Origin of the sequence: Psychrobacter sp. AOP5-GZ1-6, from assembly GCF_052376345.1 — a bacterium.
Lineage (GTDB): Bacteria > Pseudomonadota > Gammaproteobacteria > Pseudomonadales > Moraxellaceae > Psychrobacter.
Map to the genome: position 1 here is coordinate 1 of NZ_JBQSVP010000065.1, position 16091 is coordinate 16091.

Annotated in this window: 17 protein-coding genes; 13 read left to right on the top strand and 4 right to left on the bottom strand. The window is 40.5% G+C overall.

The features are described 5' to 3' along the window. The 6 genes from ACT3RN_RS09525 to rtcA all read left to right on the top strand — a co-directional run. On the top strand, positions 1 to 259 hold a 259-nt coding region (locus tag ACT3RN_RS09525; RefSeq protein ID WP_444518588.1), incomplete at its 5' end, for a hypothetical protein. Between the two features lie 22 nt (positions 260 to 281). Continuing rightward, positions 282 to 389, top strand: a complete 108-nt coding sequence (locus tag ACT3RN_RS09530; protein ID WP_225739203.1) for a DIP1984 family protein — start codon at positions 282 to 284, stop codon at positions 387 to 389. A gap of 151 nt (positions 390 to 540) precedes the next feature. Next, positions 541 to 984, top strand: a complete 444-nt coding sequence (locus ACT3RN_RS09535; protein ID WP_192519681.1) for a hypothetical protein — start codon at positions 541 to 543, stop codon at positions 982 to 984. A gap of 12 nt (positions 985 to 996) precedes the next feature. Next, positions 997 to 1455 carry a DIP1984 family protein gene (locus ACT3RN_RS09540; RefSeq protein ID WP_192519680.1) on the top strand — a complete coding sequence of 153 codons (459 nt, stop codon included), beginning with the start codon at positions 997 to 999 and terminating at the stop codon, positions 1453 to 1455. Positions 1456 to 1892: 437 nt separating this feature from the next. Beyond that, complete coding sequence (locus ACT3RN_RS09545) at positions 1893 to 2120, top strand: hypothetical protein (protein WP_192519679.1); 228 nt, start codon at positions 1893 to 1895, stop codon at positions 2118 to 2120. A gap of 118 nt (positions 2121 to 2238) precedes the next feature. Further along, positions 2239 to 3372 (top strand): RNA 3'-terminal phosphate cyclase, encoded by a 1134-nt coding sequence (rtcA, locus tag ACT3RN_RS09550; RefSeq protein ID WP_192519678.1) that lies wholly within the window; start codon positions 2239 to 2241, stop codon positions 3370 to 3372. A gap of 430 nt (positions 3373 to 3802) precedes the next feature. Here the strand turns inward: rtcA and ACT3RN_RS09555 are convergent, their stop codons facing one another. Beyond that, positions 3803 to 4066, bottom strand: a complete 264-nt coding sequence (locus ACT3RN_RS09555) for a hypothetical protein (RefSeq protein WP_444518589.1) — start codon at positions 4064 to 4066, stop codon at positions 3803 to 3805. A 419-nt stretch (positions 4067 to 4485) separates the two neighbouring features. Here ACT3RN_RS09555 and dinB point away from each other — a divergent pair, with 419 nt between their 5' ends. The 7 genes from dinB (at position 4486) to infA (ending at position 12848) form a co-directional block, all read left to right on the top strand. Further along, entirely contained in the window at positions 4486 to 5571 is a 1086-nt protein-coding gene (dinB, locus tag ACT3RN_RS09560; protein WP_444518590.1) for a DNA polymerase IV, read from the top strand. 130 nt (positions 5572 to 5701) lie between these two features. Beyond that, complete coding sequence (queA, locus tag ACT3RN_RS09565; protein ID WP_192519675.1) at positions 5702 to 6904, top strand: tRNA preQ1(34) S-adenosylmethionine ribosyltransferase-isomerase QueA; 1203 nt, start codon at positions 5702 to 5704, stop codon at positions 6902 to 6904. A 111-nt stretch (positions 6905 to 7015) separates the two neighbouring features. Beyond that, complete coding sequence (locus ACT3RN_RS09570; RefSeq protein ID WP_192519674.1) at positions 7016 to 8668, top strand: type IV pilus assembly protein FimV; 1653 nt, start codon at positions 7016 to 7018, stop codon at positions 8666 to 8668. A 51-nt stretch (positions 8669 to 8719) separates the two neighbouring features. Further along, entirely contained in the window at positions 8720 to 10273 is a 1554-nt protein-coding gene (locus ACT3RN_RS09575; RefSeq protein WP_444518591.1) for a FimV/HubP family polar landmark protein, read from the top strand. A gap of 222 nt (positions 10274 to 10495) precedes the next feature. Beyond that, positions 10496 to 11581, top strand: a complete 1086-nt coding sequence (locus ACT3RN_RS09580) for an asparaginase (protein ID WP_192519672.1) — start codon at positions 10496 to 10498, stop codon at positions 11579 to 11581. A 43-nt stretch (positions 11582 to 11624) separates the two neighbouring features. Further along, positions 11625 to 12464 carry a tRNA pseudouridine(38-40) synthase TruA gene (gene truA, locus ACT3RN_RS09585; RefSeq protein WP_225739202.1) on the top strand — a complete coding sequence of 280 codons (840 nt, stop codon included), beginning with the start codon at positions 11625 to 11627 and terminating at the stop codon, positions 12462 to 12464. A gap of 162 nt (positions 12465 to 12626) precedes the next feature. Next, positions 12627 to 12848, top strand: coding sequence for a translation initiation factor IF-1 (infA, locus tag ACT3RN_RS09590; RefSeq protein ID WP_021814850.1), 222 nt, complete (start codon positions 12627 to 12629; stop codon positions 12846 to 12848). A 400-nt stretch (positions 12849 to 13248) separates the two neighbouring features. On the opposite strand, the gene ACT3RN_RS09595 is transcribed toward infA, so the two are convergent. The 3 genes from ACT3RN_RS09595 to leuB form a co-directional block, all read right to left on the bottom strand. Next, positions 13249 to 13686 carry a L,D-transpeptidase gene (locus tag ACT3RN_RS09595; RefSeq protein WP_225739201.1) on the bottom strand — a complete coding sequence of 146 codons (438 nt, stop codon included), beginning with the start codon at positions 13684 to 13686 and terminating at the stop codon, positions 13249 to 13251. After that, positions 13658 to 14392 (bottom strand): peptidoglycan-binding domain-containing protein, encoded by a 735-nt coding sequence (locus tag ACT3RN_RS09600; protein WP_226945160.1) that lies wholly within the window; start codon positions 14390 to 14392, stop codon positions 13658 to 13660. The genes ACT3RN_RS09595 and ACT3RN_RS09600 overlap by 29 nt, the downstream gene beginning before the upstream one ends. Positions 14393 to 14911: 519 nt before the next feature. Then, entirely contained in the window at positions 14912 to 16015 is a 1104-nt protein-coding gene (gene leuB / locus ACT3RN_RS09605; RefSeq protein WP_192519671.1) for a 3-isopropylmalate dehydrogenase, read from the bottom strand. Between the last annotated feature and the right edge of the window lie 76 nt (positions 16016 to 16091).

Sequence of the window (16091 nt, forward strand, 5' to 3'; positions counted from 1 at the left end):
ATTTCATAATGATAATTTTGAAGGTGAAGAATGCCTTTTAGAGTTAATCACTCATGATAGCGCAAATGGTGCATACGCTCGCGAGTTTGCCGTTTGTTTTATAGAGCTGCGACCTTATCACTTTCGCTCCGGCTATTTATACAAAAGATTGTTACGCAAACTCAAACATGCACCATTAACTCAAGACCAATTATCCCGTTACGATAAAATTAAACAGGCCTATCAGCAGTATCGTCACAACAGAATAAATAATAGTTAAAAACAAATTAAGGAAAATCAAAATGGAACTCGCAGAAGCCCTACTTATCCGTCGCGATATGCAAAAGAAGCTTGAGCGGACTGACGTAGTTCGTGAATTTACAGTATTCCAAACCAGTCAAAGTAATTAAGGCGTTTCAGGACAATATTTATGCAAGTATTGATGATATTGATACCCTATCAAAAGTAGAATTATTTGATTATGAATTTTTACTGAATTATGCGTAGATTTGGTTAGCCTCCACTACACACTGATTCGTAAATTATAATTGAGGAAATACCATGTGTTATGAGTTAATAATAAGCACCGACCATCCTATTGATTTAGCAAAATTTAATCAGATGAACGTCTACTTTGAGCCAACTGTTGATAAAGAAAATCAAGTTAATCTTCAATATGACATGGTTTATCGTCTCGCCACTTATAGTCCTAGCTGCTGTAGCAGTGGATTTAGAATATATGACCCCAAAGCGTTTGACTATGAGTTTGTGGGTCTACAAGACTGGCTAGAAGAAGACATCAATGATGGCCATATTATAAATACTAAATTTTTATTCCAAATCATCAAAAACCTTGTCAATAATAACTATAGATTTGACAGCTATGTGGCTTGGAGTGGTGAAGAAAAATTACCGCCTATAAGATCTATGATTATCAATGTTAACAAAACTTTAAAGACAGAATTTATGTTATTTGAAAATGTGTATTTTGACTATATTCAATAAAAGAGAACTAAAATGGAACTCGCAGAAGCCCTACTGATTCGTAGCGATATGCAAAAGAAGCTGGCTCAGCTTAAGGGTCGTATCAACGCCAACATTAAAGTCCAAGAAGGCGATACGCCATCTGAGGATCCAAACACACTGATGATTGATGCCAGCCAAATCATTGCTGAGCTGTCCAACCTGATTGAACGCATTCACCGTACCAATGCAATTGCCAAGACGGATAAAGGTCAATCGATGCTAACGCTGTTGATAGAGCGCGATACTTTAGAGATGCGCCATAAGCTATTGGTCGATGCCATAGCCGCCACGCATACCGAAACGGATCGTTATAGCCATCGTGAGATTAAATACAACGTCATGGTATCGGTGGCTGGTTTACAGAAGCAAGCAGACGATATTGCCATGAAGCTGCGTCAAATCAATATTGTGATTCAAGCCAATAACTGGCAAATTGATTTAGCAGAATGATTTTTTGAATCACTAATTTTATAATTCTCTATGTGCTTGATTTAAGCGCATAGACCACCCTTTTGGAACCGACTGGGCGAGTGTTAAGACCCCGCACTCCACAACAGGGGGTTGAACAAATACTGCAGTGGCTACTTGGCGTTGCGGGCAAACGTCTTTTTTACCACTCATGCCCCGTACCTGTCACTTATCACACAGCACTATTTAGACCTTATCACCAGACACTGACAGTCGGTTTCAATCTTATTTTTAAAACCATTTGTCATAAGCAATACGGCAATGTGAATCAAAACTGGTTTGCCCTACACATAATCGTTATCTAAAAAGGGCAACTTTAATGCCCCTAAACGAATATAGATGCGGTAAACTAAAGTGTGAGTGATACATCACTTTCACATTGAACCATTTAATAATTATTTTTGTATGAGGAAATACCAATGATAAACATGAATGATATGTTAGGCGCTGTAACTGGCGGTGATGATGCTGACAACAATGGCTTATCAGCATTGATTAATAGCGCAAAAGATATCAGTAGCGAAGACATCCAAAGATACCAAAGCATGTCAAAATCTGAGCTATTAGATGAGATCAAAAACTCTGAGCACAGCGCTGCTGTTGTGGCGTTTATCAAAGATCTAATAGCGAAGAAATTCAATGGCTAAGCCTTGATTATCTAAAGCCAAACTTTGATAGATCAATAGGGCCCGAAAAATATGCGTCATGGCGTATTTTTTAGGCTCTTTTATTTTATATAGTCAATCCGAAACATAAGAGATAAAGATGAGCTTTACACCTAACCACAGCGCTCAAACCACAAGCAGCACTGTTGTAAATACCAACACAGCAACCCTAAAAATCGACGGCAGCACTGGCGAAGGTGGTGGGCAAATCATCCGTACGGCGCTATCTTTATCAATGCTCACAGGCATACCCATCGAAATCACCAATATTCGCGCTAGGCGAGCCAAACCAGGATTGATGCGTCAACACCTGATGTGCGTACAGGCCTCCCAATCTATATCAAATGCTACCGTGACAGGCGCAGCGTTAGGCAGTGCAGCGTTTCGATTTGCACCGAACGCTATCAAACCTGGTGAGTATCATTTTGATATTGGTTCGGCTGGCAGTACCAGCCTTGTGCTACAAACGCTACTCCCTGCCCTACTGTTTGCCAATACCAACATCCAAGCAGCCTCAACCGTCACGATAAAAGGCGGCACGCACAACCCTCTGGCGCCAACGACTGACTTTTTGCAGCACGCATTTGTCCCTGCACTGGCAAAATTAGGTATGCAAGTACATATCGAATGCTTGCAAGCAGGCTTTGCGCCCATCGGTGGTGGTGTGATTAAGGCCACTATTACGCCGTTTATGCGCCGTGCTGACTCACAGCCGTTAACGCTAACCGAACGCGGAGCGCTGACAAAAATTGCATTGGTCGCCAGCGTTTTAAATTTAGAATATGACATTGGTAAACGCGAGCTTGCCAGCGCTACAGCGACGTTGATAGATGGCGGAGTGGATGACACGCTTATGACTAGCAATACTAGTCAGCTAGACGGTATTGGTGAAGGCAATAGTTGCTCCGCATTGGTTACTCATAAGCATGGCGACCAGATTCACCAAGAAATGTTTACGCTACTGGGTGAAAAACGCACGTCAGCAGAGAAAATGGGCAACCGCTTGGCGGGTTTGGTTAAACGTTATCTACTCAAAACTGATGCCTTGGTCGACGAGTACTTAACCGACCAGTTGCTATTGCCATTGGCATTGTCTGGTGGCGGCGAATTTACCGCACGAGTCATAAGCCAACATACCGAAACCCAAGCATGGCTGATTGAGCAGTTTTTGCCCGTTGACATTAGCTTTGAAGCGATCAATGAGCAGAAAACTTTGGTGCGGGTGATTGTTTAAATATAATCTATTCAAGATATGTCCTCATTTTGAAAACGAGAATAAAACAAGATATAGTCAAATCCATATACATCCACTACATCGTCATCCTCGCTGACCATATTAATGTATAGCTTGCACTCGGTTTCCTTGTATCGAAATTACTTGAACTCAACTATAGTTGATGCCAAACGTATAGAATGTCGGCATTGAATCAAGCGATAGCAAATAGAAATAGCCCTGAATATATGACTTATCGTAGTAATAAACTGACTGACTCTAGCGTTTTTAATCCTTCTAGCATGACACCGATAGAGACTATCAGTGATATATTTCACACGCCCTAACTTCAATAAAAAACTCTTGCAATAAAAAAGCCTTGCTTAGTACTGCAAAAAACAGACTCAGCAAGGCTAAAAATTTAGTCGATTTATAGAAAACTGGCTTGTACTCACATCTCAATTTCGTATTGCATGACAGCGCATATCTTAATTGGTACAGCAAATTTCCATGGTGTGCCAGCACTACAATAAAAAAGTCCATCACTATATGATACGATATATGCTGTAAAATCATTACCACAATGATCCATCATTGCTTGTTCATCACTTTCATCGCACACTGCACACCATATGTTGCTATCACCTCGTGCAAGCATGGCTCGTGTCAACTCACTTCCTTTTAGTCCATTATGCATCGTCAGCTCCTTAGTCATTATAAATCCTCTAAACAACAACGTATTTGTAAAGTATTAATTTCAACAGTAGCGAATCTGTTATTTTGATATGAGCTGTAAGCAACGGCTTTTTTAGTGATAAAAAGATGTGTAAGACATCACTTACTGTATGTATCGATTACCACAAACACTATAGTCTAAAACAGCAGTATAAAAACTGTAATATTTAAGTGCCATTTTTATGACAAACGGCAAAATTGTTATGACAAACGGTCAATCAAGATGAGCAAATCAATAACCCTTATACTAAAAATAATAGAAAAAATACGCTTACTATTTTTTAACACATACAATCTACCTATTTGTAGTGTCTAAACTTTATGATTATTTATATATTATTACGATCTAATGGGCATTATCTTTCAAATCAAAGTGGTCAAATCAGGTAAAATAATGATATGACAACCTCTATGAACCCTCACTCTCGAAAGATCATTCATATAGATATGGACACTTTTTATGCCAGTGTCGAACAGCGTGACTTCCCTGAATTACGCGGTAAACCATTGGTGGTTGGCGGTGATCCAAATGGACGCGGTGTCGTAGCAGCCGCCAGCTATGAAGTACGTAAATTTGGCGTACGCTCTGCCATGTCCTGCTATGAGGCGCGCAAACGCTGTCCAGAAGTGGTATTTGTAAGGCCGCGTTTTGAAGTGTATCGATCAGTTAGCAATGATATCCGCTGTATTATGCATCGCTTAACACCCCATGTTGAACCCTTATCGCTAGATGAAGCCTATCTAGATGTCACGGGTTTAAGCGTTCATAAAGGCTCAGCAACATTAATGGCTAATTGGCTAAGAGCTCAAATTTTAGAACATACCGGACTGACGGCTTCTGCCGGAGTCTCATTTAACAAAATGCTGGCCAAAATTGCTTCTGATATCAATAAACCTAACGGTATAGCTATTATTACGCCTACAGAATCCGATGCCTTTATTAGCGCCTTACCTATTGAGCGCTTTCATGGTATTGGCAAGGCAACAGCTAAGCGCTTACATGAGATGGGCGTCCATTATGGTGCCGACCTGCGGCGAACACCGGCAGCTCTATTAATACAAGAGTTTGGTAAACGTGGCCAGTTTTATCACGATATAGCACATGGACGTGATGATCGGGTGGTCAAATCTGAGAGAACGCATAAATCCGTTGGCTCAGAGACCACATTTAGAGACAATCTCAGTAATGATAATGCATTAAAAATACAAATTTACGAGCAAAATCAGGATGCATTTGATCAAATGCAAAAAAAACAAGTGATTGCTCACACAATCACCCTCAAAGTGAAATACGCAGATTTTACTCAAATAACACGCTCTCATACATTATCAACAGCTTTTAATAGTGCTGAATCTGCGCACTATTGGCTAGATAAGCTATTTTCAGACATTCCTCGTGAGCAACCTATTCGTCTAGTTGGTGTTACCTTTTCTTCCCTCACTCCTGCTACGCAAGTACCGCCTCAGTTAAATTTGTTTGAATAATTGCATACTAAACAACGCCTGTTTAGTTATTGCTCGACTTGTATGCGCATGAGTCTCTATTAAACTGTCCTTTAATAAGCTCATTTCTGCTACAATTATACAAAAATCTATATTCATTTAAAGACCGACTATGACCGACACACACGCCGCTAACTCTAATAGTAATTCCACGCTTGATACCAATAAAAATAATGACGTTTTAGACTACTTAAGCGTAGACGATTATGATTATGTCTTACCAGACAACCTGATTGCACGTTATCCATTGACAGAACGTTCTGCTTCAAAGCTCCTATATTTGCCTGCTAATAAGACAGAAAATAGTGCTATGGTAGAAGATCACCTATTTACTGAGTTGCCTAACTTATTAAGTGCAGGAGATCTGATTGTATTCAACGATACAAAAGTGATGAAGGCACGGTTATTTGGTCAAAAAGATACGGGTGGCAAAGTTGAGCTACTGATTGAACGTCTAGTAGACATTGCTGAACTAGACGTAGCAACCTTGCATTTGGAAGCTACAGATAGCACACCCGTCAACACAAAATATATTGCACTTGCTCATGTCAAAGCCAGTAAGGCCCCTAAGCTTGGGCAACGTTTGCAACTTGCCGATAGTCATATGGCTGCAGTAATGATTAGCCGTCAAGACAATTTATTTATTTTAGCCTTTGACGCTCCTATCCTGCCCGACTTAGAACTATATGGGGAGTTACCGATTCCGCCTTACTTTGAACGCCATGCTGATGAAACTGATAATACTCGCTATCAGACTGTCTTTCATGACCCAACCAAGCTAGCGAGTGTGGCAGCCCCTACTGCAAGTTTACATTTTGACGAATCAATACTAAAAAAACTGGCAGAAAAAGGTATTAAAACAGCGTTTGTTACTTTGCATGTTGGTGCAGGCACATTTGCTCCTGTAAAAACAGACAACTTACTCAATCACACCATGCATAGTGAGTATGCACATCTGCCACAAACCACGGCCGAGCTGATCAACCAAACACATGCTAATGGTAAACAAGTCATCGCTATTGGTACAACGGTAACACGTGTGCTCGAAACCGCTTATCAAAAAACGGCTAATGACGGACACAGCTTATCTAGTTGGTCAGGCGATACTGATATATTTATTTATCCAGGCTTTAAATTTGGTGTGATAGACCGACTACTCACAAATTTTCATTTACCGAAATCTACCCTACTAATGCTAGTATCAGCATTTTCGGGCAAAGCAGCTATCGAACAGGCTTATCAGCATGCTATTAAAGAGCAATATCGCTTCTTTAGTTATGGCGATGCGATGCTGCTTGATAAAAAATTAGATTGAACATGATTTAAACATTTTTTATATTGTTCACAACAGTTGTGAAATAAACTGGTAAACTAAACAGTATTTTGTTATAACAGCAAAGATAACTTTTATTAGAAAGGGCTGCACATGTCTCGTCATTTATCTCATCGCTTTACTACCATACATCGCGCGGTATCGACGGCATTACTTTATTCCGTGGGCTATGCAGCCTTGATATCGGGCGCACAAGCAGCAACTATCGGAAAAACGGTTGTTACTTCTGCACAGCATGAGCCGCTAGCGGCAAGTATTACGGTTACTAATATTCGAGCGTCTGACTTTTCAGCAAGCTTAGCAAACTCTGCCATCTATCAACGAATGGGGCTGACCAAAACTGACTCTATGAACGTACGCTTTCAGCCTACCTCAGCGACCAGTGGTCAAGTCTTTATCACGACCTCACAACCTGTATCCAAACCTTTTACTGATGTGGTTTTATCTATAAACGATCAGGGTAAGAGCAATGTTGTGCCTAAGACATTGTTGATGCCACTCAATGATAGCGTGCCTATCGAGACACCCAAAAACACTGTCACTGCTGCAAAAAAGCCTAATTTACCAAGTGTTTCTGCAAGCACTGCCGAACCACTAACCCTCAAAAAAGGCATGCCGCCACCATTAATATCAGCGCCTAGTTCATCAACGACTGAACTAATAGCCTCTAAACTACCAGCGCCTAATATGCAGTTGCCTGCAGTGGCCTCTACATCGCAAGGAAGTGATCTTACTAATGCTCCTAGTCGCTTAGATAATGGTCGCTTGGGTGCTGCTAATACAAGTGAAACAGCCACTAATAGTAATAGCAATGATATAGACTCTAGTGATGTAGCTAACAATACCCCGGCTACTAAAGCCGCTGCGCCTGCTTTAGACTTTGACATCTTAAACATACAAGTCACCCGCCAAATACAACCACGTGGTAAATCAGATGCTGGAATGATGATCACTGATTCGAAAATACCAGCGATCGATAATGATGAAACAAACGCATCAAAGCCTAGCCTTGACACGAACAACACAACAGCACCAAGCAGTAATATACCTGCTGACACTGCTATGCCTGCTGCACCTAATGGCGCTAGCAGTGCTACTAGCAACACGGCTACAGCTGCTACTGCCCAATATCAAGTACAGCGTAACGATAGCCTATGGATTATCGCTCAGCAAATAGCAGAAGAAAACAACCTAGATGTTTCAACTGTAATGAAACAAATTCAAGCACAAAATCCTAACGCTTTTATCAATAAAGATGCTGACCAACTAAAAGCAGATGCTAAACTTAGCTTACCAAGATATGATGTCATACCATCACAACAAAAGTTAGAAGCAGCCATTAAAGCACAAAGACAACATAGCCGCAGAGCCAATACTCCTGTGGTAAAAAAGAAAACTAAACCAACTGCTAATAAATCACCTAAAAAATCACAAGCAACGACACAAAACAAAAAACCAATGATTACTAAGACACAAACCTTACCAAAAGCACAGTTTTCTGTGCTAGCCCCTGGTCATAATGGCAGTGCAGATGGTACTCAAACGAAATCTACTGCGGCAACAGGTAATGGTCTAAGCACAGATATATTAGCAACACTGAAAGCATCTAGACAAAGCGTAGCATCACAAGCACAGCGCTTGTCAAAAACCAGTAGTGCACTGGAAAGCTATACTCAAAAGATACAACTACAAAACCAAAAGCTGGCTGAGCTGCAAGCTCGTCTCAAAAAATTACGCAATCAATAATTGCCTGAATAATCAATGCAATACGCCGTGATCATAGGCGTGGGAGTAACTATGGACAATATGCTATATATCATCGTCGGATTGGTACTTATTTTATTAGGGGCTGGTTTAGTATTGCGCAAACAGAAAGCGCAAAAACCATCAGAACTACAACAAGACAAATCAGGAAAAACCACGGCCACACCCGCGCCAATACCTGCAACAAATGTTGAAGGTACTACCGAAAGCCGTGAAGATGATCATAAATTCGACCATATTGAGGCCGCTCAGCGCTTTATAGACCAACAGCGTTATGACAAAGCAATTGAAGCATTGGATCGAGGCCTAAGCGAAGAGCCAGACAATAGTCAGCTAACCCTTAAGCTACTCAGCATATATGCGACCATCAATCAGCCAGAAAACTTTGATAAAGTTTACAATATTATCAAAACACAGAACGACCCAAATAGCATTGAGATAGCCGATGAGCTAAAAATGTTATTTTTAGAAGAGCGAAGTCAAGTCGCAGCACAAGAAGCGCCAGTAGAAGACAATACTGATTTTGACAGTATTGATTTTGACTTATCACCGAGCCAAGATGATAGTTTGAGTGACGAGTCTATTGTTAATCCAGTACCATCAACAGACTCTCCTAAAACCACTACTAGCGACCATACAAATGACAGTTTTGATCTGACGCTTAGTGACTTAGAAAGTGATTTCGAAGAAACTGCTGCGACCCGTACGACACCTGTCACACCAGAAACGATAGAAGACGAAAGCAACCCTACCGATACTTCAAACGAAGATAGTGACCTTGCAGATTTCAACTTTAACTTTGACTCAACTGAAGAAACCAGCGCACAGGCAGAAACACCCAATAGTGCTACTGAAGAGATGGCATCAGACAATGAAGATTTTGTTTTAGATTTTGATGATTTAGTAAGTGATACTGACCAAGACACTGATGAAACCATTGTTGAAGAACTGATTGTCGATAACGAAGATGACTTGACTGACTCTTCAAACGATATCGAAACGGTATTAGAAAGCGAAGAGCTTACATTTGAAGAAAATAGCGATAACTTTGTTATTCAAGACAGTATTTTAGAAGAAGTCAGTACTGGCGAAACTTCTAATGAAGTAGACAATCTTGAAGATATTAGCTTTGACGAAGCTCTTACTGAAGAAGCTCTTGCTGAAGAAGCTCTTGCTGAAGAAGCTCTTGCTGAAGAAGCTCTTGCTGAAGAAGCTCTTGCTGAAGAAGCTCCTACTGAAGAGTCTGGCCTCGCACCAGCAGCACCATTATTGTTCAACGATAATATCTTAGAGAACAATGATTTAGCAGATGATAACGCTATTATAGATTCTGTAACAGCTGAAACTCCAGTCGAAGCTGAGGCTAAAGATGCTGTTGAAGCAGAAGACGGTTTCTCATTACGTTTTGCAGAAAATTTTGACTTTGTAAAATCGTTAGATAGCAATCAAGTTACTTTGGACTTAGCTAACCAATACCTACAGCTTGGAGAGTACGATAGTGCTAAACGCTTGCTCAATGAAGTCATAGCTCAAGGCAATAGCGAACAACAAAGCCAAGCGCAGCTATTACTTGAACGCACAGCATAATCAATAATTTGTTCTATCATCAGCAAGTATTCTACTTATCATAGAGTACTTGCTGATTTTTTTTGCATTAAACCTTAATATTTAATTATTATAGTCAAAGAACTTTGAAGTCGATACAAGGCAACCGACTGCAGATTGTACAAGTAGTACATCTAACAAGGCTAACACTGTAGCGATTTAGTAATTCGCTGACTATATACTAATACAATGCTATCTTCTACTATGACAATGACTATATCTAGCCCTATTCAACTGATTTATGCTGGCGGTACTTTTGGTTGCTACGGCCGACCTTTAACACCTTTAGCAGCAGATGTTTTTTTGCCAACATTGCAGAAGTTAATGCTTAATCAAGATAGTGCAACCAAGCTCCTGAGTATCTCTTGGCTAGATAATGCATTGATCAAAGACAGTAGCCAACTCACCCCAAGCGATTTTGTCCATTTTTATCATCTATTACTGACTGCTTATACACAAGGTAGTAGACGCTTTGTGTTGATCACTGGTACAGATACTCTGAGTTATTTGGGAGCGTTTTTGGCAGAAGCATTTGCAGGTAGTGATATTTGTGTAGTCCTGACTGCTAGTATGCGCCCCCTATTGGACAGTGATGTTTTACATTCTTATACTATAGATACTCAGAGTGATGCACGGGACAACCTTCATAATTCACTAAAACTGGCAGCAGCAGGTGAATCAGGTGTCAAAGTTTGTTTTGGCGGTGAATCCTGGCCTGCACAAACCGTACAAAAAATTCATAGTCATGACCTGATGGCATTTACGGGTCATTCTCGAGCCGCATATCCTGCTAATAGCTATATAAAAACCCTATCAGATACACGGCGAAATCACTGGCTTGATGACCAGAATGCATTATTTACTAGTATTCAAACTCGTGCTGAGCACACTCGCATCCATGCACTTTATTGTCTACCTAATGACACCGATGTCATCAATAATCAGCTACAAGCACTCTTATCACAGCCACCAGCTGGTATTATTCTATTAGGATTTGGCGCTGGTAATGTTCCTTATTCTGTAGCATTAGCAGAAACATTAGAGCAGATTCATAAAATAGGACATATGGTGATATCTGCCAGTCAATGCCCATTTGGTGGGGTAAGTGACAGCTATGCAGCAGGTAGTTGGCAGTATGAGCATCATGTCATTGCAGGTGGGCGTTTGACCATTCCAGCGATATATGCTCGATTACTATGGCTATTATTGCGCTATGATACACCTGCAAGACGCAAGCAGCGTTGGTTGAATAATATCAGCCAGACTGGCACAAGTATTAAAAAACGATAATTAACTCTCAATTACCTTTAACTTTATAAGTTTAAAAATCATAATGTCTGAAACCAAGAACTCCGAATCTGAACGTTTGCCAATATATACTCTAGCAATTGCTATTGAATTCTTAGGCACACATTATCATGGCTGGCAGCGGCAACGAGAAGTGATGGGTGTACAAGAAGCACTCGAAACCGCGATTGGTAAAGTTGCTAACGAATCAGTAGAAGTCATCGCCGCTGGGCGTACGGATGCAAGCGTCCATGCCAGTAATATGATTGCTCATTTTACCACTCATGCCTACCGACCAACACATAACTGGCTACGCGGTGTGAATAGTTTACTACCTGACGATATTGCATTACGTTGGGTTCAACCAATGCCTGCTGATTTTCACGCCCGATTCGGTGCTATTGCCCGTCGCTATCGTTATATCACGCTCAACCAACCACAGCGCCCTGCGATACTCAATCATCAGGTCACGCATATCTATGAGACACTTGACTTAGCAGCCATGCAACTGGCGGCGGCCGATATCGTTGGCACCCATGATTTTAGTAGCTACCGTGCTGCTGCTTGTCAATCCAATCAGCCCGTACGCACTATCAGTCATGCCAAGCTCTTTAAACACGGTCAGTTTATCGTTTTTGATATTCAAGCGGATGGATTTTTGCATCATATGGTTCGAAACTTAATGGGCACCTTATATGCCATAGGCAGACATGAGTTGGCACCCACAGATTTTCTGAACATCTTGCACAAGAAAGACCGTACGATTGCACCACCTACCGCCTCTGGTGATGGCTTATATTTTATCAATGCTTATTACCCTGAACACTTTCAACAGCTGCTACCCAATGCACCTCTAACGCCTGTTTGGCTAAACTTACCTGACTAGAGCGTGTCTATAATCTAAATAACCAGTGTTAAATAGACTAAACTCATAGAAATTAGCATACATATCACTTACAGACTGTCAAGTCAAAACCAGGTTCCGTATTGCTTTAATCAGTCAACTTGCGTATAATACGGGCTTATTTTTAATTGATTGATACAAATTATGGCAAAAGACGATATTATCGAATTTGAAGGCGAAGTTATTGACACCCTTCCTAACACCTTGTTTAAAGTTCGTTTAGAAAACGGACACGAAATTATTGCGCACATCTCTGGTAAAATGCGTAAACATTATATTCGCATCTTGACTGGTGATAAAGTTAAGGTCGAAATGACGCCTTATGACTTATCTAAAGGTCGCATTACTTATCGTGGCAAAAACTAATTTCTTATCAACTAAAGTGGTTATAAAAGCATTTATATAAATACAGCCAGTTGTCTAATGACACTTTTTTTATCACTGGCATAAATGTTTGAGTGGTTTGACTGATAATAATAATGAAAATGCTAAGCTACTCATTATTGCCTATCAATATTTTAGTTGTTTGATGTTTGTTTTCACCATAAAAATACCGCTAAAACAGCGGTATTTTTTTTGGTTTTTATCATATTAAGCTTAAACATCAAAGTAGCAAAGAAAATGAGCTTAAGTGCTGTATATTCTTAAGTGCTATATATCCTCAAATACTGCATATTGTAGACCTATCAGATTTAATACTGCTCATTATGCTTTTTTGGGATTGGTATAAACTTTCATAGCTAAGCTTTAGGTTACAGTTAATGATCTACTTAAATTCGACTGTAGCATCATCCTTAATAACACCCAGCAGTGCCAATGCATCCCAGTTAGTTAGACGTATACAACCCGCTGATGCTTGACGACTAATACGATCAGGGTCTGGTGAACCATGTATTCCATAAGAAGGTTTACTCAACCCAATCCATACTGAACCAACTGGGTTATTGGGACCAGGTGGCAAAATGAAACTGCTATCATTAGCAGTATAAGTATAATTAGGCTCATGAACTTTTACTGCTACCGTATGTGTGCCAGTTGGTGACGGCGTTGCTGTACTACCTACCGTCGTCGGATAACTCGCAATTAAAGTGTCTGCATCATCATAAACATATAGCGTTTCAGTATCTTTATCAGCGACCACTCGACTAACAGTTTTGGTATTGGGGTTACCAGGATTATAGACAGTTAATGGTCTCTCCAGCAACGAAACTAGCTTTAGGGTTGAGCTCCTTTAAATACCTCTCACTCATATGAAACTTTTCTGCAAAAGCTTCGGTCATGCTTTCATAGTACAGACCTTCTAGCTTAGCTTTAGCCTCTGTACTGACTGGTATATTCGTCGTTTTGATATCGGAATCTGCATCACTGAGCTGATAATTGACCAGTACTGGTTGTTTCATCAGCTGATCATTTCTAGTCAATGCTTGCCAAGTTTCGCTATTCAGCGTTCCCGTAACGGTCAATCCTCTAGCTTTCTGAAATGCTTGCATGGCTTTGCGAGTGTTTTTCCCCCAGTATCCATCGACATGACCCACACCATGATGATGCCAGTTCAGTAGCGCTTGCAACTTGGTGGCTATATGACGGTCTATTTTGCTCCCTTCTTTCCAAGTTGCATTATTAACTTTCTGCGCAACGTCTGATAGGTTATCTGTCGTATATTTTATCGTAGGCAAGAGCTTATTCAGTGACGTTGCGGTCTGACTATCGCTTGTTAATTTTTGACTAACACCATTTGTTACAGGGCTGATATCTTTATAAGTTTTACTGCTTTGCTCCGCATTGCCTTGCACCGCATTATTGATATCGGTATTGTTCATTGGCGCTGCAATGCTTTGTCCCATCAACGCGACTGTAGAAAAACCAATGATTGCTATCGCCATGCTCACACTTTTTAATTGATACATCATACGCTCCTAATTTTTCAGAAAATATTTTGCTCAAATTTTTATTATGAATAAATAATTATTGTTAGGGCGTGTCCTCATTTTAAAAATGGTGATAAAAATGAGATAAATTGCCGTCAAACAAGGAAAATAGAGCAGATAATATCGAGATATTAGTCAGCTATTTGACGCCGTTTGGCAAGATTTAGCTATTTTTAACCCATTTAGATAACTATCGATTGAATTGAGGACATGCCCTAGTTCATATATTTTTCTTCAGTGTTTAATGGTTTCATATTTCTTTATAGGCATATAACAACTTTATGTTAATGTGAGCCTTACCCGATAGCACCTGTGTTAAAACAAGTACTTTTTTACAACTAAGTGGGTGAGTATGTTAAAGCTAATAACTCATTTTATAGACACAAAAAACCCATAATTTGCTTAGAAAATTATGGGTTTATGACAATAAGAGTTGGTAAGTTCAGATAAGATAAAGATAAAGATAAAAAGAAATTTCGAGAGATATTACAAAGGCACTAATTAGATCAGCTTAGCCAATACCGCTTGCCCCATCTCTTGACAGCCTACCTGTGTCAGTCCTGCTTCACTCTTGTCTAAGATATCAACAGTACGTAGACCATCATCAAGCACGTCACTAACCGCTTGTTCAATAGCCTGCGCAGCCTCTTCTTGCTTAAAGGTATAACGTAGCATCATCGCAACAGACAAAATCGTCGCCAATGGGTTGGCTTTATCTTGTCCTGCGATATCTGGCGCTGAACCATGGCATGGCTCATACATACCCTTGCCTGCTTCGTCGAGGCTAGCAGATGGCAACATACCGATAGATCCTGTCAACATCGCTGCTTCATCGGATAGAATATCACCAAACATATTGCCCGTTACCATAACATCGAACTGCTTAGGGTCTTTTATCAGCTGCATACAAGCATTGTCAGCGTACATGTGTGACAGCGCCACGTCGCTATAATCCGATTGTTGCATTTCAATCATAGTCTGCTTCCACAGCTCAGTGACTTCTAATACATTGGCCTTATCTACTGAACAAACCTTTGCCGCTGTACCTGCTGCCTGCGCGCGTGTCTTGGCCAATTCAAAAGCTACCTTACCGATACGCTGAATTTCACTTGTACTATACACCATGGTGTTATAGCCTTGCTGCTCGCCATTATCTAATGTACGAATACCACGTGGCTCACCAAAATAGATGCCGCCAGTCAGCTCACGAACAATCAGAAGATCCAAGCCTGAAATAATTTCGGGCTTAATACTAGACGCATTGGCAAGCTGCGGATAAAGCTTTGCTACACGTAAATTAGCAAACAAACCAAGCTCACCACGGATTTTCAGTAAACCACGCTCCGGACGTTTACTACGCTCAATACCGTCCCACTTAGGTCCACCAACAGCGCCTAGCAGTACAGCATCTGCTGCACGTGCACTCGCCAAAGTTTCATCTGGTAAAGGTTCGCCAGTTGCATCAATAGCTACGCCACCAATCAATCCAGACTCAAGTGTCAAATCTAACGAAAACTTCTTATTGACAGCATCAAGCACATCAATGGCTTGAGTCATAATTTCAGGGCCAATACCATCGCCCGCTAATGTTAAAATCGTTGCCATACTGATCCTTTAGAATAGGTTTTATTCGTTACTACGGTAAGTTAACGCTTAATACATATTAAGACGCTATTTTATT

Bases quoted from the DNA above. Each gene is read 5' to 3' on its own strand.
- ACT3RN_RS09530 (WP_225739203.1), top strand. From the start codon at position 282: ATGGAACTCGCAGAAGCCCTACTTATCCGTCGCGATATGCAAAAGAAG.
- leuB (WP_192519671.1), bottom strand. From the start codon at position 16,015: ATGGCAACGATTTTAACATTAGCGGGCGATGGTATTGGCCCTGAAATT.
- ACT3RN_RS09555 (WP_444518589.1), bottom strand. From the start codon at position 4,066: ATGACTAAGGAGCTGACGATGCATAATGGACTAAAAGGAAGTGAGTTG.
- dinB (WP_444518590.1), top strand. From the start codon at position 4,486: ATGACAACCTCTATGAACCCTCACTCTCGAAAGATCATTCATATAGAT.
- queA (WP_192519675.1), top strand. From the start codon at position 5,702: ATGACCGACACACACGCCGCTAACTCTAATAGTAATTCCACGCTTGAT.
- ACT3RN_RS09600 (WP_226945160.1), bottom strand. From the start codon at position 14,392: ATGATGTATCAATTAAAAAGTGTGAGCATGGCGATAGCAATCATTGGT.
- infA (WP_021814850.1), top strand. From the start codon at position 12,627: ATGGCAAAAGACGATATTATCGAATTTGAAGGCGAAGTTATTGACACC.
- ACT3RN_RS09545 (WP_192519679.1), top strand. From the start codon at position 1,893: ATGATAAACATGAATGATATGTTAGGCGCTGTAACTGGCGGTGATGAT.
- ACT3RN_RS09540 (WP_192519680.1), top strand. From the start codon at position 997: ATGGAACTCGCAGAAGCCCTACTGATTCGTAGCGATATGCAAAAGAAG.
- ACT3RN_RS09535 (WP_192519681.1), top strand. From the start codon at position 541: ATGTGTTATGAGTTAATAATAAGCACCGACCATCCTATTGATTTAGCA.
- ACT3RN_RS09570 (WP_192519674.1), top strand. From the start codon at position 7,016: ATGTCTCGTCATTTATCTCATCGCTTTACTACCATACATCGCGCGGTA.
- ACT3RN_RS09575 (WP_444518591.1), top strand. From the start codon at position 8,720: ATGGACAATATGCTATATATCATCGTCGGATTGGTACTTATTTTATTA.
- rtcA (WP_192519678.1), top strand. From the start codon at position 2,239: ATGAGCTTTACACCTAACCACAGCGCTCAAACCACAAGCAGCACTGTT.
- ACT3RN_RS09580 (WP_192519672.1), top strand. From the start codon at position 10,496: ATGACAATGACTATATCTAGCCCTATTCAACTGATTTATGCTGGCGGT.
- truA (WP_225739202.1), top strand. From the start codon at position 11,625: ATGTCTGAAACCAAGAACTCCGAATCTGAACGTTTGCCAATATATACT.